Source organism: Bradyrhizobium sp. AZCC 1678 (assembly GCF_036924765.1).
Classification (GTDB): domain Bacteria; phylum Pseudomonadota; class Alphaproteobacteria; order Rhizobiales; family Xanthobacteraceae; genus Bradyrhizobium; species Bradyrhizobium algeriense.
Genome location: NZ_JAZHSE010000001.1, coordinates 4,532,046 through 4,553,656, shown reverse-complemented (window position 1 = coordinate 4,553,656; position 21,611 = coordinate 4,532,046). Strand labels below are relative to the sequence as shown.

Annotated in this window: 18 protein-coding genes, 1 tRNA gene and 1 pseudogene; 6 read left to right on the top strand and 14 right to left on the bottom strand. The window is 60.8% G+C overall.

All coding sequences use genetic code 11. From position 1 onward, the window contains the following. Positions 1 to 51: 51 nt before the first annotated feature. From V1294_RS21460 to V1294_RS21450, 3 genes are read right to left on the bottom strand one after another with little or no spacing between them, the layout of a single operon-like run. Positions 52 to 1,092 (bottom strand): DNA polymerase III subunit delta', encoded by a 1,041-nt coding sequence (locus tag V1294_RS21460; RefSeq protein WP_334499912.1) that lies wholly within the window; start codon positions 1,090 to 1,092, stop codon positions 52 to 54. Further along, positions 1,089 to 1,775 (bottom strand): dTMP kinase, encoded by a 687-nt coding sequence (gene tmk, locus V1294_RS21455; RefSeq protein ID WP_334499911.1) that lies wholly within the window; start codon positions 1,773 to 1,775, stop codon positions 1,089 to 1,091. Before tmk ends, V1294_RS21460 begins: the two co-directional genes overlap by 4 nt. 2 nt (positions 1,776 to 1,777) lie before the next feature. After that, entirely contained in the window at positions 1,778 to 3,040 is a 1,263-nt protein-coding gene (locus V1294_RS21450; RefSeq protein WP_108519371.1) for a D-alanyl-D-alanine carboxypeptidase family protein, read from the bottom strand. Positions 3,041 to 3,217: 177 nt separating this feature from the next. Between V1294_RS21450 and V1294_RS21445 the strand changes: the two genes are divergently transcribed. Then, a complete protein-coding gene (locus V1294_RS21445; RefSeq protein ID WP_334499910.1) occupies positions 3,218 to 4,162 on the top strand; it encodes an alpha/beta fold hydrolase in 945 nt (314 codons plus the stop codon). A gap of 85 nt (positions 4,163 to 4,247) precedes the next feature. Here the strand turns inward: V1294_RS21445 and V1294_RS21440 are convergent, their stop codons facing one another. Next, complete coding sequence (locus V1294_RS21440) at positions 4,248 to 5,171, bottom strand: septal ring lytic transglycosylase RlpA family protein (RefSeq protein ID WP_334499909.1); 924 nt, start codon at positions 5,169 to 5,171, stop codon at positions 4,248 to 4,250. An 812-nt stretch (positions 5,172 to 5,983) separates the two neighbouring features. Between V1294_RS21440 and V1294_RS21435 the strand changes: the two genes are divergently transcribed. The 3 genes from V1294_RS21435 to V1294_RS21425 all read left to right on the top strand — a co-directional run bounded on the left by V1294_RS21435 (position 5,984) and on the right by V1294_RS21425 (position 8,360). Then, a tRNA-Ser gene (locus V1294_RS21435) sits at positions 5,984 to 6,073 on the top strand. Positions 6,074 to 6,280: 207 nt separating this feature from the next. Beyond that, entirely contained in the window at positions 6,281 to 7,513 is a 1,233-nt protein-coding gene (locus V1294_RS21430; protein WP_334499907.1) for a tyrosine-type recombinase/integrase, read from the top strand. 34 nt (positions 7,514 to 7,547) lie between these two features. Beyond that, positions 7,548 to 8,360 (top strand): HNH endonuclease, encoded by an 813-nt coding sequence (locus V1294_RS21425; RefSeq protein ID WP_334499906.1) that lies wholly within the window; start codon positions 7,548 to 7,550, stop codon positions 8,358 to 8,360. Between the two features lie 49 nt (positions 8,361 to 8,409). Here the strand turns inward: V1294_RS21425 and V1294_RS21420 are convergent, their stop codons facing one another. Next, positions 8,410 to 8,880 (bottom strand): hypothetical protein, encoded by a 471-nt coding sequence (locus V1294_RS21420; RefSeq protein ID WP_334499905.1) that lies wholly within the window; start codon positions 8,878 to 8,880, stop codon positions 8,410 to 8,412. A 16-nt stretch (positions 8,881 to 8,896) separates the two neighbouring features. After that, positions 8,897 to 9,847 carry a restriction endonuclease gene (locus V1294_RS21415; protein ID WP_334499904.1) on the bottom strand — a complete coding sequence of 317 codons (951 nt, stop codon included), beginning with the start codon at positions 9,845 to 9,847 and terminating at the stop codon, positions 8,897 to 8,899. Positions 9,848 to 9,938: 91 nt separating this feature from the next. On the opposite strand from V1294_RS21415, the gene V1294_RS21410 reads away from it, so the two are divergent. Both V1294_RS21410 and V1294_RS21405 read left to right on the top strand, forming a co-directional pair. Next, positions 9,939 to 10,154, top strand: a complete 216-nt coding sequence (locus V1294_RS21410) for a hypothetical protein (protein ID WP_334499903.1) — start codon at positions 9,939 to 9,941, stop codon at positions 10,152 to 10,154. A gap of 68 nt (positions 10,155 to 10,222) precedes the next feature. Continuing rightward, positions 10,223 to 11,572, top strand: coding sequence for a hypothetical protein (locus V1294_RS21405; protein WP_334499901.1), 1,350 nt, complete (start codon positions 10,223 to 10,225; stop codon positions 11,570 to 11,572). 234 nt (positions 11,573 to 11,806) lie between these two features. Here the strand turns inward: V1294_RS21405 and V1294_RS21400 are convergent, their stop codons facing one another. The 8 genes and pseudogenes from V1294_RS21400 to V1294_RS21365 form a co-directional block, all read right to left on the bottom strand. Beyond that, the gene (locus V1294_RS21400) at positions 11,807 to 12,367 is read right to left on the bottom strand and encodes a hypothetical protein (protein WP_334499899.1); all 561 of its coding nucleotides are present in this window, start codon (positions 12,365 to 12,367) and stop codon (positions 11,807 to 11,809) included. 579 nt (positions 12,368 to 12,946) lie between these two features. Continuing rightward, positions 12,947 to 15,640: a bifunctional acetate--CoA ligase family protein/GNAT family N-acetyltransferase gene (locus V1294_RS21395; protein ID WP_334499897.1), complete on the bottom strand. Its 2,694-nt coding sequence runs from the start codon at positions 15,638 to 15,640 to the stop codon at positions 12,947 to 12,949. Positions 15,641 to 15,769: 129 nt separating this feature from the next. Next, positions 15,770 to 16,138 carry a hypothetical protein gene (locus V1294_RS21390; RefSeq protein ID WP_334499896.1) on the bottom strand — a complete coding sequence of 123 codons (369 nt, stop codon included), beginning with the start codon at positions 16,136 to 16,138 and terminating at the stop codon, positions 15,770 to 15,772. Positions 16,139 to 16,286: 148 nt separating this feature from the next. After that, the gene (locus tag V1294_RS21385) at positions 16,287 to 17,120 is read right to left on the bottom strand and encodes a universal stress protein (RefSeq protein ID WP_334499895.1); all 834 of its coding nucleotides are present in this window, start codon (positions 17,118 to 17,120) and stop codon (positions 16,287 to 16,289) included. Positions 17,121 to 17,259: 139 nt separating this feature from the next. Further along, positions 17,260 to 18,078 carry a CHAD domain-containing protein gene (locus V1294_RS21380; RefSeq protein ID WP_334504753.1) on the bottom strand — a complete coding sequence of 273 codons (819 nt, stop codon included), beginning with the start codon at positions 18,076 to 18,078 and terminating at the stop codon, positions 17,260 to 17,262. An 86-nt stretch (positions 18,079 to 18,164) separates the two neighbouring features. Beyond that, positions 18,165 to 19,733, bottom strand: coding sequence for a bifunctional aminoglycoside phosphotransferase/ATP-binding protein (locus V1294_RS21375; protein WP_334499894.1), 1,569 nt, complete (start codon positions 19,731 to 19,733; stop codon positions 18,165 to 18,167). Further along, the gene (locus V1294_RS21370) at positions 19,730 to 20,713 is read right to left on the bottom strand and encodes a zinc-dependent alcohol dehydrogenase family protein (RefSeq protein ID WP_334499891.1); all 984 of its coding nucleotides are present in this window, start codon (positions 20,711 to 20,713) and stop codon (positions 19,730 to 19,732) included. The genes V1294_RS21375 and V1294_RS21370 overlap by 4 nt, the downstream gene beginning before the upstream one ends. 309 nt (positions 20,714 to 21,022) lie before the next feature. After that, positions 21,023 to 21,446 (bottom strand): annotated as a pseudogene (locus V1294_RS21365) (CBS domain-containing protein). Between the last annotated feature and the right edge of the window lie 165 nt (positions 21,447 to 21,611).

Here is a 21,611-nt window from a genome sequence, read left to right as displayed (position 1 = left end):
ACGAATTCCTCTATCTGTCAAAAATTGTCGGGATTGTTATCAGGCGGAGCGTTATCGGGTTGCTTCCGCGAGCATCCCGAACACCGAGAAAACCAGCGGTTTTCGTTCCAGGTTGTAGGATTCGGTGTCGCGCGCGGCGCGGACGATCTTTTCCCATACCTCAGCCAGCCGTGCAAGGCGGGGCAGATTCGCGTTGGCGTCGTCAGTGCGCAGCTTTTCGCCGATCCAGCGATCGATGCCGTCGATGAAAGCCGCCAGCGCCACCCGATCGCTGGTGCCCAGCGCATCGCCCAGCGCATGCAGCTCGCGCGGATCGACCTGCGGCAGAGTCGCCAGCAGCGCCGCGGTCCGCTGTTGCAGCTTCAGCGCATCGCCGCCGAGCAGCGTCAGCGCGCGCGACACACTGCCCTCCGCGGCATCGGCAGCCTCCGATAGCGCCGGATCATCGGGGGCGATGTCAGCGGCGCGCGCCGCCGCGCGAATGACGTCGTCGGTCGCGAGCGGCCGCAGCGGCAGCTTGCGGCAACGGGACAGGATCGTCGGCAGCGCCCGCGCCGGCGAATGGCTGACGAGCAGGAACAGCGATCGTTGCGGCGGTTCTTCGAGGATCTTGAGCAGCGCGTTGGCGGCGTTCGGATTGAGCTCGTCGACGGTGTCGACGATGCAGACCCGCCAGCCATCCACCGCCGCGGTCGAGCCGAAGAACGAAATCGTCTCCCGCGTCTCGTCGACGGTGATCACGGTCCGCATCACGCCGCGATCGTTGAGGCCGCGTTCCAGCACCAATAGCCCGCCATGTGCGCCGGCCGTGATCTGGCGCGCGATAGGATCATCCGGATCCAGCGCCAGCGTCTCGGCGCGTTGTACCGAAGGCGCCATGGGCTTGGAATTCGCGAGCACGAAGCGGGCCATGCGATAGGCCAACGTTGCCTTGCCGATTCCCTGTGGGCCGCCGATCAGCCAGGCATGCGGAATGCGTCCGCTGCGATAGGCATTGAGCAATGCCATCTCCGCCTCGCGGTGGCCGAACAGATCGGCCGTTTGGCGGGGATGCCTGGCCGCCGTTTCCTGCTCGGTCTTGCGTGCGCTCATGCCGTCCCCGCCGGGCTCGGGACCGAGAACACACGATCGCGCAGCGCCGTCCAGACGCGCCCTGCGACCGTGTCTGCATCGGCATCGGCGTCGATCAGCACGCAGCGCTGCGGGTCTTCGGCGGCGATTTGCCGATAGGCGTCGCGCAGCTCCTGATGAAACTGCAGATCTTCCGCCTCGAAACGATCCGGCACGCCGCTGCCGCGCCGAGCCGCGGCCCGCTGCAGGCCGACTTCCACGGGAATGTCCAGAATGATGGTCAGGTCCGGCTTGAGATCGCCGATGGTGACGCGCTGCATGGCGTTGAGCACGATGGGCGAGACCTGCCCCAGACTGCCCTGGTAGGCGCGGGTCGAGTCCGAGAAGCGATCGCACAGCACCCATGTTCCCTGTCCGAGCGCGGGCTGGATGACGGTGCGAACGTGATCGTCACGGGCGGCAGCAAACAATAACGTCTCCGCCTCCGGTCCAAGCAGCTTGCCCATGCCCGACAGCACGAGATGCCGCATGATTTCCGCGCCCGGCGAGCCACCCGGCTCGCGGGTGACGATGACGCGCAGCTTCCCCGCCCCAAGACGCTCGGCGAGCTTCTTGATCTGCGTGGACTTGCCAGAGCCCTCGCCGCCTTCAAACGTAATGAACTTCCCGCGTCCGGAAGGCCGCTGCAGCGTTGCCTGGGTCATGCTCAGAGCTTCTCTGCGCTCGCGCGGAACATGCCGATGACGAGCTCGCTGGCGCCGTCGATCGCGCGGCGCATGGTCGAGCCGGTGCCGATCGCCTCCGCGGCATAGACCGGCGTCTCCACGGCGATGTTCTGGCCTCGCCATACCTTGACGACGCCGACCGGCTGGCCAGCCTGCACCGGCGCCCGAACCGGACCGTTGTAGACAATGCGCGCGATCAGTTTCTCACTGCCGTTCTTCGGCACCATCACCTTGATCGGCTCGGGGCTTGCTAGCTTCACCGAGCGGCTTTCGCCGCCAAACACCTTGGCATAGCCGACCTGCTGGTTGGCCGCGAACAGCGTGCGCGTCTCGAAATTGCGAAAGCCCCATTCCAGCATCTTCTTGGCTTCGGAGGCGCGATCGTCGGGATCCTCCATGCCGTTGACCACGACGATCAGCCGCGTGTCGTTCTGAACCGCAGAGCCGACCATCCCATAGCCGCCTTCCTTGGTGTAGCCGGTCTTCAGCCCATCAGCGCCATTGAGCGAGTTCAGAAGCGGATTGCGGTTCTGCTGCCGGATCTTGTTCCAGGTGAACTCCCGCTCGCCGAACAATTTGTACATGTCGGGATAGGTCAGGATCAGGTGACGCGCCAGTTTGCCCAATTCCCGAACGGTCATCTTGTTGGCCGGATCGGGCAGCCCGCTGGAATTTCCGAATGTCGACTTCGTCATGCCAAGCTCGCGGGCGCGCTTGGTCAAGAAGTCGGCGGCGAAGATCCGCTCGTTGCCGGCCATGCCTTCGGCTAGCGCAATGCAGGAATCATTGCCGCTCTGGATGATCGCGCCCTTCAACAGGTCGTCCACCGACACCTTGCTGTTGAGGATGGCAAACATCGTCGAGCCGCCCGCCGGTGCCCCACCCTTGCGCCAGGCGTTCTCGCTGATCCGGTATTCATCAGTGGGTTTGACGTCGCCTTTCTTGATGGCGTTGAAAACCACCTCGGCGGTCATCAGCTTCATCATGCTGGATGGCGCCCGCAACTCGTCGGCGTTCTTCTCGAACAGCACGCTGCCGCTCGAGGCCTCGATCAGGATCGCGGTCGGCGCGTCGCCGTCAAAGCCGCCATCTTCCTTCTTCGGTGCGCCCTGCACACTGTTGTTGGCGGCATACACGATCCCGCCCCAACCGACCGCAAGCGCTACGACGGCGGCCATCAGGCCGCGCCACGGGATGATGGCCGCGGCGTCGGATTTGCGGGAAACGGAAGTCTCTGCTGCCATCGGCGATGTCCTGAATCCCTGCGTTCTAACAGTTGGAAGTATCGCAAACAACACAGGTTTTAGACTTGCCTTTCGGACTTGCCGCCGTGTCGATCGGATTGCGGCACCAAACGAAGGAACGTATCGTGGCGAAGCTGCCATTTCCCGACAAGATACGAAAAACAGGGCGGAAACACGATGCCATCCTCACGCACCATTTCCGCCAACGGGCTGGACTTCTTTGTTGTCGAGCAGGGCCAGGGTCCGCTGGTGCTGCTCTGCCATGGCTGGCCCGAACTGTCCTATTCCTGGCGGCACCAGATCGGAGCGATCGCCGAAGCCGGTTTCCATGTCGTCGCCCCCGATATGCGCGGGTTCGGCCGGACCAGCGCGCCAGCCGAAATCGGCGCCTACACCATCTTCCACAATGTCGGCGACATGGTCGCGCTGGTGGCAGCGCTTGGCGAAAAGCAGGCCGTCATCGTCGGCCATGACTGGGGTGCGCCGGTCGCCTGGCACGCGGCACTGTTCCGGCCCGATGTCTTCACCAAGGTCGCGGGCCTCAGCGTTCCGCCGCCCTCCCGCGGACGCGGCCTGCCGCTCGAGACCCTGCGGAACAACGGGATTACCAATTTCTACTGGCAGTATTTTCAGCCTCCCGGCGTAGCCGAGGCCGAGTTCGAGCGCGATGTCGCGGCAACAATGCGAATCGTGCTGGCCGGGCGCGGGTTCTCCGATCCGGCGGCCCATCAATTTGTTCAGGAGGGCAAGGGATTCCTCGCCGACGCCGATCCGAATCGGCCGTTGCCGAATTGGCTGACCGAGGCCGACCTCGCCTATTTCGCAGCCGTCTACAAGAACTCGGGCTTTCGCGGCGGGCTCAACTGGTATCGCAACATCGACCGCAATTGGGAACTGACGGCGCCATGGCAGGGCGCGCAAATCCACCAGCCCTCCCTTTTCATCGCGGGATCGAAGGATGGCGTCATCACCGGGCTGATCGGCGCCAAGCTGGTCAATGAGATGGAGCGCGTGCTGCCGAACTTGCGGCAGAAGCTCATTCTCGATGGGGCCGGTCACTGGATTCAGCAGGAGCGCCCCGATGAGGTCAACGCCGCCCTTATCGACTTCCTGAAGGGATAAGTTTTCCGTTTGACGCGTTTTCTTGACGCGGACCGGGCGCCACCCCGGATCGAGTCCGGGGCAGGCTTTCGCTTGAAAACGCTATCTAGTACAGCCCGCGTCCGCTCAGCACTTCGCTCGGCCCCCGCGGATCGACCGGCAGGTACGCCTGGCGCGGCGCCGGATAGCTGGCGTCATTCTCGTAGGACACGGCGCGCGGGTTTTCTGCGGCACGGCGACGGGAGTGGCTGGAGGCCGACATTTCCGAAGTCGCGTTGACCGAGGCGTAGTCGGCCGAGGTATTGCCTAGGCTATAGGGCCGCCCCTCCGGCATCGGAACCTCGCCCCGGATTCGGCCCGCAGACGACGATATCTCGGGCACAAACGGACGGGCCGAAGCGACCCGGACCGTGGACGGAGACGGCGCCGGCTCGCCGGTGCGGAGCGTCGCCAGCAGCTGGCGGTCGTCGGAACCCTCCAGCGGTGCCCGGCCGACATATTCGACCCGCACACGAGCGACACCATTTGCTTTGAATTCAAGCAGTTCCGCGGCCTTGTTCGAGACGTCGATGAGGCGGTTGCCGTGGTAGGGGCCGCGGTCGTTGACCCGCACGATCAGCGATTTGCCGTTCCGGGTGTTGGTGACGCGGGCGTAGCTCGGGATCGGCAGGGTCGGATGAGCCGCCGTCAGCGAGGTCATGTCGAAGACTTCGCCATTGGCGGTCAGCCGGCCGTGGAAGTCATCGCCATACCAGGAAGCCATTCCCTCGGCGCGATAGTTCGGATCCTCTTCCGGCACATAGATCCGGCCTGCGACAGTGTAGGGCTTGCCAATGCGGTAGGTTCCCCCACCCTTCGGCACGGGCTCCCCTAACGCCACCACGCGAGGGCTCGAGGAGACGCCATATTTGGGATCGATGCGGCTCGCGAATTTGTCGGACGAGGCGCAATTGGCAAGCAGAAGGCACGTTGCCACGGCAACGGCACCACGCGCCGCCAGGACGATCGTTTTTGGCCGTCGAATCCCCATCGCCCCAATTACCATTTTCAGCGGCCGACTGCCTACGTTGAAGCGTTGCGGCCTTAACCCCACGATGCGGCCCACCTCCGCATCACGTTGTGAAGATATCGCAACCGGAACACGGCGGAAATGGGGTCTGCTCATGCGTGGTGAATGAATGGTTGCTTTGCGCATCCGTTGATCTACGGGCATAGCGCCTCGATTCACCGTGTATGCGTCCTTCGTCGCATCCGTCCTGTGCCCCATTCAGACAATCTGTTGCAGTAAATCATCACTCACGGCCGATCTGCGATTCCAGCCTGTGAATCTTTTTGACTGTGCAACGGTGGAGTCGTTCTGTGGATTGCAGGGGCGCGAAGGATTTGTGCGATGATCGAGACGGTTACAGCGGTGATGGGTTTGGTGAGCGCGGGCATTTTCCTTGCACACGCATTTGAAGGCTATCGTTCCAGAGCTTGAGATTTGAACGCCTGGCGGTTCGGGGGGACCGCGCGGCTTCGGACAGATGGCTCGGTAGAGATTCAGAAAGCTTTAATAAATTCGGACGAGCATCTGAGTGGTAGGTGTATCATGCGCAGCCACGACATTGTCTCCAACGGATTTCTTGCCCTGACGACGGCCAGTTTCGTGCTCCTGTGCTCGGGCCTGCTGGCAGCGGTGTTCGGCTAAACAAGCGACCGCTCCAATTGCGGCAACGGTGCCGGGATGATTGACGCCCTCATCGCGGGTTTCTTCCAAAATGGCGGGATCGGTGCACATCGGGGCCACGTTCGCATTGCGTTCGAGCCAGCCCTAAGCTAAGCGACTGAAATTCCTGAGCTGGAAGGGTGGCCGAGTGGTTTAAGGCACCGGTCTTGAAAACCGGCGTGCCCGCAAGGGTACCGTGGGTTCGAATCCCACCCCTTCCGCCAGTTCTTCGGTTTTTCCTGTCGTTCCACGTCTGATCTGGTAGCCGGAACCCTGAAATAGAAGTGATGGGCTGTACTAGCTCGTTGTAAGTTGTCCTCCGAAGTAGCCCCCTGTCCGCGTTTTCGACGTGGAGCCAGACGGGGAATTTGGAGGACACTTTTTTATGACCGCCGCAGCCAAGCCCAAACGGATCAAATCGACACGGAGCGTTGAGCACGCCGGGCCGGGCAAGCATAAGCAAGCATAAGGACGACAAGGTCACGGGGCTCCGGCTCGACGTTGACGCCCGCGGTAACGCTTCGTGGGTCTTCAGGTACAAATCGCCCGTAACCGCCAAAGAGCGCTACATGGGGCTCGGCGCGGCGTCGGATGTCGGCCTGGAGGCGGCCCGCGAGGCAGCGCAGGCGGCCCGTGCGCTGATCGCCAAAAGCATAGACCCCATCGAACACCGGATTGCGGAACGCGCCGCTGAGAAGGTCGCGGCTGCCGGGTCGGTAACGTTTCGCGACTACGCGGAAGGTTACGTTACCCGCTTCGAAAAGAGCTGGAAGAACGCCAAGCACTGCCAGCAATGGAAGAACTCCCTGAAGACTTATGTCTATCTGCTGATCGGCTCAACGCCCGTCCGCGATATCGACACGACTGGCGTCATGACCGTTCTAACCCCAATCTGGAATATCAAGCCTGAGACGGCCTCGCGGGTGCGCGGGCGTATTGAGATGATCCTGACAGCCGCCAAGGCTGAGGGCCTGCGGACTGGCGACAACCCGGCTGCATGGCGCGAGCGCATCAAGCCGTTGCTTCCCAGCAAGCGGAAGGTGCGCAAAGTTCAACATCATCCAGTCCTACCCTATCGGTTGCTCCCGAAGTTCATGGCGTCGCTGTGCGCCGATCAGTCGGACTCGTCGCTGCTCTTGCAATTCATCATTCTGACGGCCGCGCGTTACAACGAAGGCGCGCTCGCCGATCATAGCGAGATCGGGCCGGACTTCTCCGCGCTGCTTGCCCCATCTGTTGCTGAAGCCGTGCGTAAGCTTTGGACAATCCCCGGCCTCCGAATGAAAGGTGACCGGGCAAATAAGCCGCACGTCGTTCCGCTAACTGCCGCTGCCCTGAAGGTCATAGAGACTGCGCGCGAGCGCTACGGAAGCAAGGGCTTGATTTTTCCAGGTATGCGGCGTGGCAAGCCAATCAGTGACGTGTCGCTTGCCAAGGCTATTGCGCGCCAAGCAGACGTGAAGGCGACCACGCACGGCTTCCGCTCGACGTTCCGTGACTGGGCTGGCGATATGACGAGCTTCCCACGCGAGGTTTGCGAGCAGGCGCTTGCGCACGCTATCGAAGACGAAACCGAAGCAGCCTATCGTCGTTCGGACGCTCTGGCGAAGCGACGGCGGCTTATGGACGAATGGGCCGCATACTGTACGTCTGAGCGACGATAAGGACTGGGCTGCTCAACATTTCAAAGGGGGCGACATGCTGCTTAGTCGCGAAGATTTACTGTCCGCTATCAGCGTTCTACCCGATCAGAACCGCTTGCTTCCCAGGCCTTACAAGCAACAATGGCTCGACTGGCTATCCGGGTACGATGGCCCCGGCTTTTATGGCCGCGAGAACTCCGACCGGACGGCTCGCTTTATCTTCAACAGGTTGAACAATCCGGCAATGATACTATGGCTCGCTGAAGCGAGTGGTGTCGACCAAACACTCATTCGTCAGGCCGCGCGGTTTCCAAGAACGAATGCAAACAAACAGACGCAAGCGGCCAGTGTCCGAAACATCATAAGCTGGGAGATAATTGAAGCTCGCCTGCAAGAGCTGCGATCTAACGCCCGGCCTGATCCGCTGGAACAGGTCGCGGAGGCGCGTGTCATGCTTGATCAGCCGTACGTTCCAACCGCGACGACTACAGAAATCTACATAGACGCGCGCATTGGTCAGGACCGGTTTAGATATGATCTCATAAAAGCGCGGGGTGCTGCCTGCGAGGTCACAGGGTGTCGCATTCAGGAAATTCTTCGTGCCTCACACATCAAGCCGTGGGCAGTGGCGAGTGACCGCGAGCGCCTCGATCCCGAAAACGGATTGTTGCTTTCTGCGCATCTTGACGCCCTGTTTGACAGCGGCCTCATCTCATTCACGGACGACGGGACTATGCTTATCTCCGATCGGATCGGAACACAGGATCGGCTTGATCTTCAGTTGCCGCAATCGCTACGGAGCAGGCCGAGCACACGGCGAGCCAAGTTTCTCTTTTATCATCGGAGCAATCGTTTCAAGCACGACTAGTTGAGGCTCCTCAGCGGACTGGCGATTGCCCCGGTATATGCCAGACCCGCTAGAGCTGCGGAAGGCACCCTGCAAGTTTCGCATTGCGAACGCTGTCCATGTATTCACAGCCTCCCATGATAAGGGATTCAAAGAACGCGTCCGCGCTATCGAAACCCTTAAGCATCTGTTCCTCCGGGAACAACAAAGGCGAATACTGCTTGCAAGCATCAGGGGTGCGAAGTTTAACGACGGGATCGGCATCGCATTCCTGTTGCCGCTTATTCCTCTCGGCCCGATTCTTCTCCGCATCCTCTTTCACCTGCCGCTTGTAAGACTCGAACTGAAGCACTGATTTCGCCTTTAATGCCAACAACTGATCATCGGTCAGTTTGCTAACTCGAAAGGCGCGCATCTGGCCCAAATCAGGCGGTCGGTATGAATCTCTAATTGCCTGTCCAAAGAAAAAATCAACCGCACCCGCCGCACACACGGTTGCGATGACAGCCAAGCCCCAGGTACTCGCGCTCAGCTTTCGCATCCTCGCCCCCACTGTGTTACATCAATGTTGGCGCGTCTGCGTGCCATTGAACAAGCGTATCCATGTCTATCAAAAAGATCTTCTCCGAGCGCCCAGCGGATTCTATCGCTTCCTCAGTGAAGCCAGACGTTGTGATAACGTAGCCCCGGAAGGCTTCCTGCTCTTCAATGACCCCCTTGAATTGCTGAATCGTGGGACGCCCAACCTTGTTCGACGGCGCGTTCCGTTTGCATTGAATAATCATCAAGCCTTCTGGATGAATGGCAAAACCATCGACGCCGAAGTCATTTGATTTCCGGGTTGCCCAGGACTCAAAGCCCGCAGCCTCGAAGAAACTCATCGTATGGCGTTCGAACTGGAACGGGTCCATGCCGAGCAGATGCTTCCGAAGGGCCACCTCCTCCACCGGGACGGCAAAACGGGTTGGGTCCATCGGCTGCTCTTTCATGGCAGCCTTCATTTGAGCACTAGCGCGGCGCAATCGTTCGTCTTGGACTATGACGTCAATGATTTCGGCGATATGAGGCCTTGCCTCCGGGTTCGTAACAACGGCTTCGATTATCGAGGTAATGCCCGCCGCGCCGAGAAAGATCAGCAACAACACCGGGACCCCAAGAGCACTGCCAAACGCTGCAACACCGGCACCCTGTCCGCCTACCAATGGAATGGCAGCCAGCGTCGCGGGCAGTGCGATCTTCATCGACAGCGGAAGGTCAGATTTCCGGTAGTTCGAAACAGCTTCAGCGACACTCTTCGCAATCGCTACGACCGCCGTTCGTGAATTGATCAGCGCATTCAGTTTCTTGAACTTTTCGACCGGGCGGAGATCGCTTGCGACGACAGCGCGCGAGTCGCTAAGCCATTGTATGGCGAGCACCCGATCTTCCGCCCGAGTCGCATGTTTAATGGCGGAAGCGAAGCGACTGATCAGCCACTTTTTGATGCCTTCTGTAACCGCATCAAACATACAATTTGTTCTCCCGAACTTTTTAATCGTCCTTGACTCGACAAGAACAGAATGTGAACATTCTAGCTTCGACTAACACGGAATCGCTTCAATGTCCAAGACGAGCGCATCCAATCCACAACCCGACGTGGAGTGGTTGGAGGCGGCTGCCGATCAGGCAATCGCAGCTTGCGGCGGTGACGCGCGTGAAGCCGTGAAGGCGCTGTTGATTGCGAATGAATTTCTTGAACGCGAGTTGGAGTCTCAGGTTTCGCATGGGTACATGTGTGGCGTGAAGCACGGCAGAATCAACAGATATTCGGATTAGTAGCAGGGGCCGAAACCGCCTAGCCCTTGCCCATCAGTAGCATCGCGGCGGCGAAAGAAATAGGGTCGATGAAAAAGGGCGAGGTGTCGTGGCAATCCTTTCGGGAAGGAAAATTTCGGCACGACTGTGTGAGCATCGAGCTAACGAAAAACGACGCAACGTCGGTAACTTATCGCGGCACCGGTGAAGTTTGGCAGGACGAATTCGGCACCCTATCATTCAAATGCATTTCGCGCGACGATACGCAAAGGGCCGTCGAGTCGATCCTCACAAGTGCGGCCCTCGCGCCGGGCAAGCTCATTCCAGAAGAAGCCTACTACTCTATTCAACTGACCACATTCGACAACGCGACGTGGCACGCGGAGAACGTGTGGGTAGAGATGCGTTGCAGCTTCGTCACAGGGTACACGGTTATCGTCGGAAAATTGCGCACTTTGCGATCTGCGCGCGCTGCAAACCTCACCTCTCGCAGCAACTCGATGGAATTACTTATTCTGAACCAAAATCATAAGGACTGGAATTCGCTCACCGACACCGTCGCCCACCTGGAACAGCTTGGATGCGACATAAAGTTTTTAATGCAGCGTGATTCTGACGTTCTCGTAGAAATAACTGGAAACGCCCCACTCCCTAAGAATTTTGAGGTTCGAATTGTAGAGGCTCTTCGTTATGTCCTCGCCTCAATCCTCCACCTATCCTTGATTGTCAAAAACACTGACGGAGTGCGCGAAGTAACTCTCATTTCACCCGTTCGCCAATCTGACACGCGTCTCGTTCCTCCGCTTGCAACTCTTAAGCCCTCACCTGACGTGGCAGTGCTGTTCGAGCGGTACCTCTCCTACGTCCACGAAGGTGCGTCTGCAGATTTCGTGCATCCTTGTTCGATGTATCTTCGAAACGCCTGCGAAGCGAGCGCGAACTCAGTTGAAGCCTCGGCAATTGGTCTTTGTGTTGCGGTCGAGGGCCTCGCAAATTTGCTCCCATACGACGCCGGAAAAGAATCGAACGATCAAACAATCGCGGTGGTTCAGAAAGAACTCTTGAAACGGCTTGCAGAGATCGGCGTTACCCCCAACGTGAAGAGCCGAGTTGAGGGCCTCTTGGGCCAACTCAAATCAATCAGAGCGGCAGACAGGCTTCAGCTTCTGGTTAAAGCCGGTAAGCTTGACCAGTCCTGTTTTTCGGCGTGGAAGAAACTAAGAAACACCGGCGTACATCCGACAAAGACGAAACTGGAAGAGCTTGACGACAGCCAACTGCTAGAGTTTTTGGATCGCATCTACCAAGTTTACGTCTGCATGTATCAAATAACGTTCGCGCTCATTGGCTATGAAGGTACATTTTCCAACTATGCCTTGAGCCGATTTCCTGCGGCGACTTATCCTTTGCCTGCCGCCCCGGGCGGGATCACAACATGAAGGGATCAGGTCTCGCGCGGGCCAGCAGCACGGTGAATTATGTCAAGCTCTCCATCTGACTTACCCTCTATCGTCCGATATTGCCGCCGATCACCGGCACTCCACCAAGCAGCATGGTGAACCGCCGTTTCTACGCTATAGCCCGATATCTCTTGACCGGTCCCCAAGCTGGTTCAACGCAACAAAGGCAGCTTACGATCTCAAAGCAGATTATCGGTCGTCTCGGTGGTAGGCTTAATCTTTTTGCTGACCGCCGATATTGAGCCAGCCAGTTTTCCGAAGAATGATCTCTGCCAGTTCCGCAGGTCTTTTGCCGTCCGTAGGTAGAACGATAATGCTTTCGGCATCTTCGCTTGCCATGCGTCTTGCTTGCCGAAGCGAGCGCTGTGCCTGTTCGTCTGCCCCAGAACCGATCTCGCGCTGCGCAAGTCGTGCCAACAGCGTAGGCTCGGCAGCCAACATACGGACTACCGTAATCCGCGCTTCGGGTATGGCAGAAAGTATCCATCGCTTGTCAAAATTCAGGTGCATCATGACTCCTGACATGATCAGGCGCGTATGCCCCAAGGCTTTGTATGTCGACCAGATCGCAGCCAGGTTGATGCTGCTGACGTCAATCGTGCCGGGCTGAATTCTATCAAGCTCGTTTGTATTGGGGCGCGGGAACACCCTATCGAGTTCATCGGTCTCGATAACTGCATGAGCGACTTGAGCCGCGGCGAGTTGGGCACTCATTTCCCAGCTCAGCGTCGATTTACCTACCCCGGCGGGCCCAGTAATCAGCAACAGTTGCATGCCACCTCGGCTTCCAATTCGATCTCAGGGCCTCTGGTGCACCGGGCGGCTTGGTAAGCCCAGCGCATTTGAACGTCCGCTTCTGAGGCCCACACTCGGTAGGCCGTCAAGCGAATATATCCCGCTTGGCGGCTTTGTTCTTGAGGACCGCCGGTGCGCTACACGTGGATGAAGGTGAGTTACTTGACCGCCATCGTGCTTGCGATGGCCGGTTGGATGTTTCTCATCGTTTGGGTCGTGAGCCGGCTATTTTGATTGGCCGCAGCAGAAACGCCACGAACAGCAGAGGCGGGCCCCAAATCGCCAGCAAAACGACAACAACGACTTCCGCGACGTCCATGCGCATCCCCGATGTCATGACCGACTCGTACGGAGAGTGCGCGAATTGTGAAAGTCTGCCAAGCATTCACCATTGTGCAATGCAAACGCGACCGGTCCTCACCCTCTCGTTTTGGTGGCATCCGGCCCTGCTGGACGGGAACAGTTCGGATGAGCAGGCTCGTCATCGGCAATCGCGCGCCAGCCGGCACCTTTCTAATCAACCAGTTTAGCCGGCAGGCCCACTGCGGATCGATCGGTTCAAAGCGTCAGTCTGACGTTGCAGATGTCATGTTCGACCGGATCCGACTTCACCTCGAAGCCAAGGCTGCGGCACATCGCGAGCATGACCGTGTTCTCGGCCAGCACGTCACCGGAGATGGCTTTCAACCCTTCGGATTTTGCATATTCGATGATCATCTGCATCAGGGTCCAGCCGAGTCCCCTGCCCTTGAGGTCCGACCGCAACAGGATCGCATATTCGCCGCTCTCATAGATCGAGTCCGAATGGATCCTGACCACGCCGACCAGCTTGTTGGTCGCCTCGTCGATCGCGACAAAGGCCATTGCCCGGGCATAATCGAGCTGGGTCAGGCGGGCGATGAATTCATGGGAAAACTCCTTCATCGGCGCGAAAAACCGTAGCCGCAAGTCCTGCATCGTGACGTGCTTCAACATCTCGTGGATCAGCGGCTCGTCCTCGGGCCGGATCGGACGAACGAACACGCGCCAGCCGTCCTTGACCTCGATGTGACGCTGCCATTGCGAGGGATAGGGCCGCACGGCGAAATTCGCCGGGCCCGAACCGCGAAACTTCCGCTCCACGGGGCCGATCACGACGCGGGCGTCGACGGCGAGCACGCCTGCTTCATCGGCCAGCAGCGGGTTGATATCGAGCCCGCGGATTTCGGGAATGTCGGCAGCCATCTGCGCCAACTTGACCAGAACCATCGCGACGGCGTCCGGCTTCACCGCCGGCACGTCGCGATAGGCGCAGAGCAGCCGCGAGACGCGGGTACGCTCGATCAGGCTGCGCGCCAGTTGCAGGTCGAGCGGCGGCAGCGCCAGCGCCTTGTCGTTGATGATCTCGACCGCCGTGCCGCCGCGGCCGAACACGACGACGGTGCCGAAGGTCGGATCGTCGGCGAGGCCGAGAATCAGTTCGCGCGCCTTCGCCCGCACCACCATCGCCTGCACCATCACGCCCGAAATCCGCGCCTCCGGTCGCAAGGATCTTGCGCGCGCGAGAATCTCGGCGGTCGCCTTGCGCACCGCGTCGGCGCGGGTGAGGTTGAGCACGACGCCGCCGACATCGGATTTATGCACGATGTCGCGCGACATGATCTTGAGCACGACGGTCGAGCCCTGTGCGAAGATTGCGTTCGCATGCGCGACCGCCTCTTCGGCATTGGCGGCGGCAAACGTCGGCACGACGGCGATCTCGTAGGCGTCGAGCAGCCGCATGACCTCGATCGGATCGAGCCAGGAGCGGCCGTCAGCCAGCGCCGCGGCAACGATCTGCCGCGCCGCATTGATATCGGGCACAAATTCGCTCGGCATGGCGGGCGGAACCTGAGCCAGAGCCTCCACCACCTCGCGATGGCGCACCAGATGCATGAAGCCGAGGACGGCGTCGCCACCGGTTTGATAGTTCGGAATTCCCGCTCCGCTCAGCAAGTCGCTGATCGACTGGTCCGCTCCGACCCAGACCGCCAGCACGGGCTTCGGCGACATGCGGCGCTCGGCGCGATATTTCCCGACCACACCGATCACGGCCGCTGCAATGTCATCGGCACGGGCGATCGCCGTCTGGACATTCATCACCAGCACGGCGTCGTTGCTCGCGTCGGCCAGCAACACTTCGAGCGCCGCGGCATAGCGCGCGGGATCGGAATCGCCGACGATATCGACCGGGTTCGATTTCGACCATGTCGGGGGCAATACCGCATCGAGCTTGTCGCGGGTCGCAGGCGAGATGTCGGCGGGAGCGCCGCCGAGTTCGACCAGCCGGTCAATCGCCAATACGCCGATGCCGCCGCCATTGGTCAGGATCGCAAGCCGCTTTCCGGGTGGCGATTTGAGCCGCCCGAGCGTCTCGGCGCAGTCGAACAATTCGCGCAAGTCCGATACGCGCAGGATGCCGGCGCGCTGAAAGGCTGCGTCGTAGACGGCGTCTGCCCCGGCCAGCGCGCCGGTATGGGTTGCAGCCGCCCGCGCGCCTTGCGCCATCCGGCCAGACTTGACCACCACGACGGGCTTTATTCTCGCGGCGGCCCGCGCCGCCGACATGAACTTGCGGGCATCCTTGATCGCCTCGATGTAAAGCAGGATGGCATGGGTTCTTTCATCGAGCGCGAAGTAATCTAACAGATCGGCGATATCGACATCGAGCTGGTCGCCGATCGACACGATTCCGGAGAAGCCAACGGCCCGCTGTGCCGCCCAGTCGACCATGCCGGCTGCAATGGCGCCGGACTGCGAGATCAGCGCCAGATTTCCCGCGGCCGGCATATGCGCGGAAAAGCTCGCATTGAGACTGACGCAAGGCATCATGATGCCCAGGCAATTCGGTCCGATCAGCCGCATGCCGTATTTTTGCGCGGCGCGCTCCGCTGCATCCGCCAGCGAACCCGGACCGTGACCGAGTCCGGCACTGACAATGACGGCGCCGGCCGTACCGCGGCGGCCCGCCTCATCGATCAGGCCTGCGATGGCACGAGCCGGCGCGGTCAGGACAACGAGCTCCGGCGCAAAAGCCAGTTTTGCGATGCTGCCGACGGTCGCGACTCCGTCGATCTCGTGATAGCGCGGATTGACGAGGCCGAATTCGCCCTTGAATTGGGCTTTGCGAATATTGTTGAGAATGGCGCGGCCGACCGAGCCATGGCGCGGACTGGCCCCGACCAGCGCGACGGAATGCGGCGAAAGCAGATTCTTCAGGCGATAGGTGGACATCGGGCCTTGCTATCCGGCAGGTCGTGGACACCTGTGAACCGATATCCCACGCAATGTGTTCCCAGCGACAAGATAACGCGGCACGATCTCGGCCCGATGACAACCCTCCTTGTCCGAAACGGGGGCCGATCAGTTCAATGGAAGGCCATTGATCAGTTTCGACGTGGTCGCGATCATCCGTTCACTATGCTTGAACAGCCGCTCGGAGTCGCGGCGGAAGAAGTCGAGTTGATGCTCGCCGCATTGCTGGTACATCGTCCTTACGTCCCTGACGGAATGTGCACCTGCCATTTTCGTGACGAACTCGTTGAAGATCTGCATTTCTATGCGCGTCCTCTCCAGCATCTCGTCACCGAAAAATACCAACTCCTCTAACATCATCTTTTGCGCGCCAAGCATGAACTCCAACGCACTCTGGTTCAACTTGGTGGCTTCCGCCTCTGCATTTTCGCCCGGCTGACAAGAACCGGAAGCGGCCCGCTCAGACAGCTGTGCCATGACAATCTCCGATGTGCGGATTTTACCGAAGCGTTATCTGATTGGCATCAAGTCAACATTGAAATGCATCAAACTGGCGGGATTGCGACCGTCAGTCCTGTCGGAGCTGACCGGGACTGAAGGTCGCATTCCCGCTCGCCCGAACCTGTCAGTGCGACATCAGTACCGGCACGGTCATGCAGTCGAACATGCTGCGCGTGACACCGCCCAGAATTCGCTCCTGCAATCGCGAATGGCCGTATCCGCCCATCACCAGCAGGCCGATATTGCTTTCGGCCGCGACCGACAGAATCGCGCCCTGAACATTGCCGCGATCCATCGTCAGCCGCTGCACCCGGGCCGTAATGCCGCGCCGCCCCAGATGCGCAACGAGCTGGTCGGAGGAAGCTTCACCCGCCTCCTCATTGATCGCAATCACGGTCACGGCCTTTGCGCCCATCAGAAACGGCATCGCATCGCGCACCGCGCGGGCCGCCAGGCGGCTGCCGTCCCAGGCGATGCCGACCTGGTGGGCGTCGAGCGGTCCCTTGTGGATATGGGGAACCATCAGCATCGGCCCGCCGGAATTGAACAGGATCTGCTGCGGAATCTCGTTGTCGTAGCTGGCCTTCGAGGATTCCGGCTGCAGCACGATCGTCATGTCGTAGAGCCGGGCAAGCGCCCCGATGGTCTGTCCGGCCTCGACGGGGATCGCCGCAAAGCTCCTGACGCCATAGGCGATTTTTGCGAGCTTGGCCTCGATCTCGAACGCGGCGATCGCGGTGTTCGCCCGCTCCTGGGCGCGCTCCAGTTCAGCGCCCATGACGGCGGCAACGCCGGCGCCGGCACCCTCCACAAGCATCCCGGCGGCGCTCATCGATTCATAGCCGATGGCTACGGCATCGAGATGCGACCGGCGCGCAATGGTCAGCGCGACTGCGACCTCAATCACTGGCCTGACCGGCCGCTCGGAGGGAATATGAACCAGAATGTTCCTGAACATCGCCATTCTCCCACACATTTGCGGGGACTTGCGGCCCCGTTCGAGTTGCTCCCGGCGAAGGTAACCGACTGACGGCTGGCGAGGTTTGATGCACATCAAGCGGGCCAATGCCGGGCGGCGACGCATGTAAACGGCGACGTCAGCAGGCTCCGGCGTGCTTGAGGTCACGATAAGCCGCGATGGCGGCGTCGAACATCTTTTCCCTTCGATTGCGATAGCCCGGCGGATACTTCCTGCCTCGTTTGCCATTTTCGACCTGCGGCGATCCGCTGGCAAGGCCGGCGAAGCGCTCGAGATCGCGCATATCGCCCAATGCACGCTGCAGCCGCTTTGCCGGCCGGTGCAGGCCATGGAATTCGCCCCGGCTCCACGGCGCGACGGTTTCAGTCAAGGCTTCGAGCATGTAGCGGAAGTGTTTGGCCTTGATCCGTAGCCGGTGACGGCGTGACGCACCCAAAGTCTTCAGGTGCCGGCCCTTGCGGAGCAGCCGTTCGCGCCAGCGGTTGAGTTCGCCCGCGCAATAGGATTGCAGAGTCTCCGCGTCCTGGCGCCGCCTGTAGCGCTCCAGCCACGCTCCCTGTCTGATCCAGCGTGCCATTGCCGCGACCAGGCGTTGCGTCCGCGCGGAGCGCAGGCAGCGAACCAGGCGGCGGTGGTTCCGCACCTGGCGCTGATCTGGTTGCTCGCCGATCATGCGCTGCGACCATGCGCGGTATCGCTTGCGGCGCGCATATTCCATGACAACATCACTGTCACGTGCGGCGCCCAGCGGGCCATTCAGCCATGCTATTTCCTTCTTCAGGCGCAGCCATTCCGCATCGGCCACAATCGGCGCGAAAAACGCCACGGCGGCACGCAACCGCGTGATCGCGACGCGGATCTGATGCACGGCCTCGGCATCGCCGGCGCACGCGCTGCTGTGATGGGCCTTGATAGCCGCGACGCAATCGAGCGTCATCTTCTGGAATGCGGCTGCACAATCGAGATCCACCGCTTCAGCGCCCTCGCGCCGGCTGGACGTTTCGATTGGGCGGGCTCTCATCGTCAACGCTCGTCCGGTACCGCAAACAAGGAAGTACGGGCGCTGCGGAGCGACTGGCCCGGCGTCCCTGAGGCATCGATTATATGCCAGTCTACCGCGCCGATCGCGAAAGTCTCCTGCTGCAGGGCAACATCCCGCGTTGCATCAGACGCATCGCCCCTGCGTTGTTCGATCCGCGCCAGCCGCGTCGCAAGATCCGCCGTGAGGAACAGGCCGGCGAAGCGTATGCCGCAAGTGGCTGCGAGATGTGCGATTTCCGTCCGTTCCGCTTCCTGCAGGTAGGCGGCATCGAGTACCACCGAACAGCCCTGGGCGAGGACACGCTGCGCGGCGCTCGATAGCATGCCGTAGACACGCTCCGTGACATCGGGCCGGTAGGCGGATTCCGGCAGGGCCGTGGTTTCACCGGCGCCGAACAGGTCCTTGCGAACGACGTCCGAGCGGATAATCACCGCGCCGGGCGGAGGCTCGATCAGACCCGCGAGCCCGCGTGCGAGCACCGACTTTCCCGTCCCCGACAATCCACCGATCGCAACCAGCAGCGGCGGCCTGGGCGTGATCAGTCGCCCCGCCAGATCGAAATACCGCTTGGCCTCCTGCCAGACCACGTCGTTCCCTTCGGCCTGTTCGCCCTTCATGAACAGCACGTGCGCCCGGATCGCCGCCCGCACCGACAGAAATAGCGGCAGCAGCCGGAGGCCGTCGAGACCTTCATCCCCTGCCCCTGCAAGGTAGCGATTGAACACCTCGTTTGCCGCCGCGGCCTGATTGAAGTGGACCAGATCCATCAGGGTAAAGGCGAGATCGTAGAGCACATCCGTCGTCGCAATGACGGGATCGAATTCGATGGCATCGAACAGCAGCGGTCGGCCGTCGACCAAGGCAATATTGGCGAGATGCAGATCGCCGTGACATCGGCGCACGAACCCTTGCTTGGCACGCTGTCCGAGCAGTGGCTGCAGTGTCGACGCAGCATCGCGGCTGGCAGCATCGAGTCGATCCACGGCAACGGCATCAAGTCCGCGCATGTTGCGAAACTTTGCGGTGTTGCGTTCGATGATAGGTGGAATGGACGTAAGCCAGCTTTCACCGTCCGCACGCGGCGCCTTGTCGTGGGATCGTCGAATCGCATCTGCTACAGCCGTCGCAAGCGATGGATCGATCGTCTTCGATGCGGCGACACGGTCGAGCGACTGATTGTCGTCGAACCGCGTCATTTCGACCGCCCATTCAACGGGAGTACCGGTGCCGTCGATTTCGAAGGTGCCATCGGAATTGCGCGTGATGGCGACAACGCGCCGGTAGAGCTCGGGGGCGTTGACGGCGTTGACCTTCAGCTCTTCCTCGCAGGCACGCCTGCGCTTCTCCAGTGTCGAATAGTCGAGGAACGGCAAGCGCACTGCCCGCTTGATCTTCAATGCCCGATCGGCGCCAAGAAAAACCATGGACGCATGGGTGTCGATCCGCTTGCCGCCGCTGGCCGGGCCGAAGCTGGAACCAGCGAGGAAGTCGAGCACCTGCTGCTGCTCAGCCTCGGCCGCGGCTGTGTCGGCTAGCGGTCGAACCGTCATGGCTGCAGCACGGCGGCGCCGGTGATCTGCCCGGCGCGCAGCTTCGAGAGGACTTCATTTGCTTCCCGCAACGGAAACACGCTGGTGTGCGTCCTGATGCCCGCTTGCGCTGCGATCTTGAAAAACGCGATACCGTCGCCGCGCGTGAGGTTGGCGACCGAAAGTAGCTGCCGTTCCTCCCACAGGAGATGGTAGGGGAACGAGGGAATATCTGACATGTGAATGCCGGCGCACACCACGCGCCCGCCTTTGCGCACGGCGCGCAGCGCCAGGGGCACGAGATCACCCACCGGCGCGAAAATAATCGCGGCATCGAGCGACACCGGCGGCTGATCCTCCGATGAGCCGGCCCACTCGGCGCCAAGCGATTTTGCAAGACCCTGCGCCTCGACATCGCCCGCACGGGTGAACGCATAGACCGAACGCCCCTGCCAACGGGCTACCTGCGCGATGATATGCCCGGCTGCACCGAAGCCGAAGATGCCGAGATGCTCTCCATCGCCCGCCATCACCAGCGAGCGCCAGCCGATCAGGCCCGCGCAAAGCAGCGGCGCGATGGCGACATCGTCGCCGGCCTCGCCAAGCGGAAAGCAATAACGGGCGTCCGCGACGAGATGCGTGGCAAAGCCGCCGTCCCGCGTGTAACCGGTAAAGCGCAGGCGGTCGCAGAGGTTTTCGCGGCCGCTCCTGCAATAGGAACATTCGCCGCAGGTATAGCCTAACCAGGGAACGCCGACCCGCTCGCCAACGCGAAGAGAGGCCACACCGGGCCCAAGCGCGTCCACCCGGCCGACCACCTCATGGCCGGGAACGATCGGACAGGCGATATCAGGCAATTCTCCATCGACGACATGCAGATCGGTCCGGCACACGCCGCAGGCACCGACCTTGACGCGCACATCTCCGGGCCCGGGGACCGGATCCTCTCGCGACTCAAACCGCAGCGGCGCGCCGGGCGCTGTCAGGACCATGGCGAGCATATTGTCCGATATCCTCACGCAAGCATCTGCAGCCTAGAGCATGATCCGGAAAAGTGGGTACCAGTTTTCCGAAAAGATCATGCGTAAATCAAAGAGATAGAGTGGGATGACGATTCGAAGAAAAGTCATCCCGCTCTAGCCAGGCACGACCAAGCCGCGTTTGATCCTCGTCAATCGAGACCGAGCGAACCCTCTCTAACATGGCGACGTCGGTAGCGCCCTGCCAGCCCGCGGCGGTTTGCCATTTCTTGATACATGGAACAGGAGAACGCCACATGGGTGCCGCCCGCCTGCTGCGGACGCGATCTATCAGCGCGTGCTCTCGGTCAAAGCGCGCATGATGTCCTCGCGCGCGATGATCCCGACCAGAAGCTGTTCGGCGTCCAGCGACCGGAAGGCTCTTCATCCGGTGGTCCACCATCAGTTGCAGGACGCGGGTGAGTTTCGTCGCGGGATCAACATAGATGAATTCCGGCGTCATCACTTCCGCCACCATCCGCGACAATAGATCGTCGTAGGCCGGAACCATGCGGCCGGGGTTGAACGCAAAGCATTTCAGGAAATCGAAGTTGCTCACGACGCCGACGATGTCATCGCCTTCGCGCACCGGATAGCAGTTGAAGTCATCGGCCTCGAACATCTTGTGCAACTCGCGCATGGTGGTGTCGCGCGTAACCGTTTTCACCTCGCGCGTCATGTATTGCCCGGCGGTCGCTTCGAGAAATCTATGCACGGGGGGTCCTCGCATCGTAGATCGTTAACGGGACAGGAACGCGCAGCGGCGCGATTCAGTTGCAAGGTGGCGCGTAACGCCGCTGAGTACCCATTGGCGCAATCGCGAGTGGCCGCAGGCGCCGGCAATCACGGCGCCCGCCCGACATTGGCCGCGATGAAATGC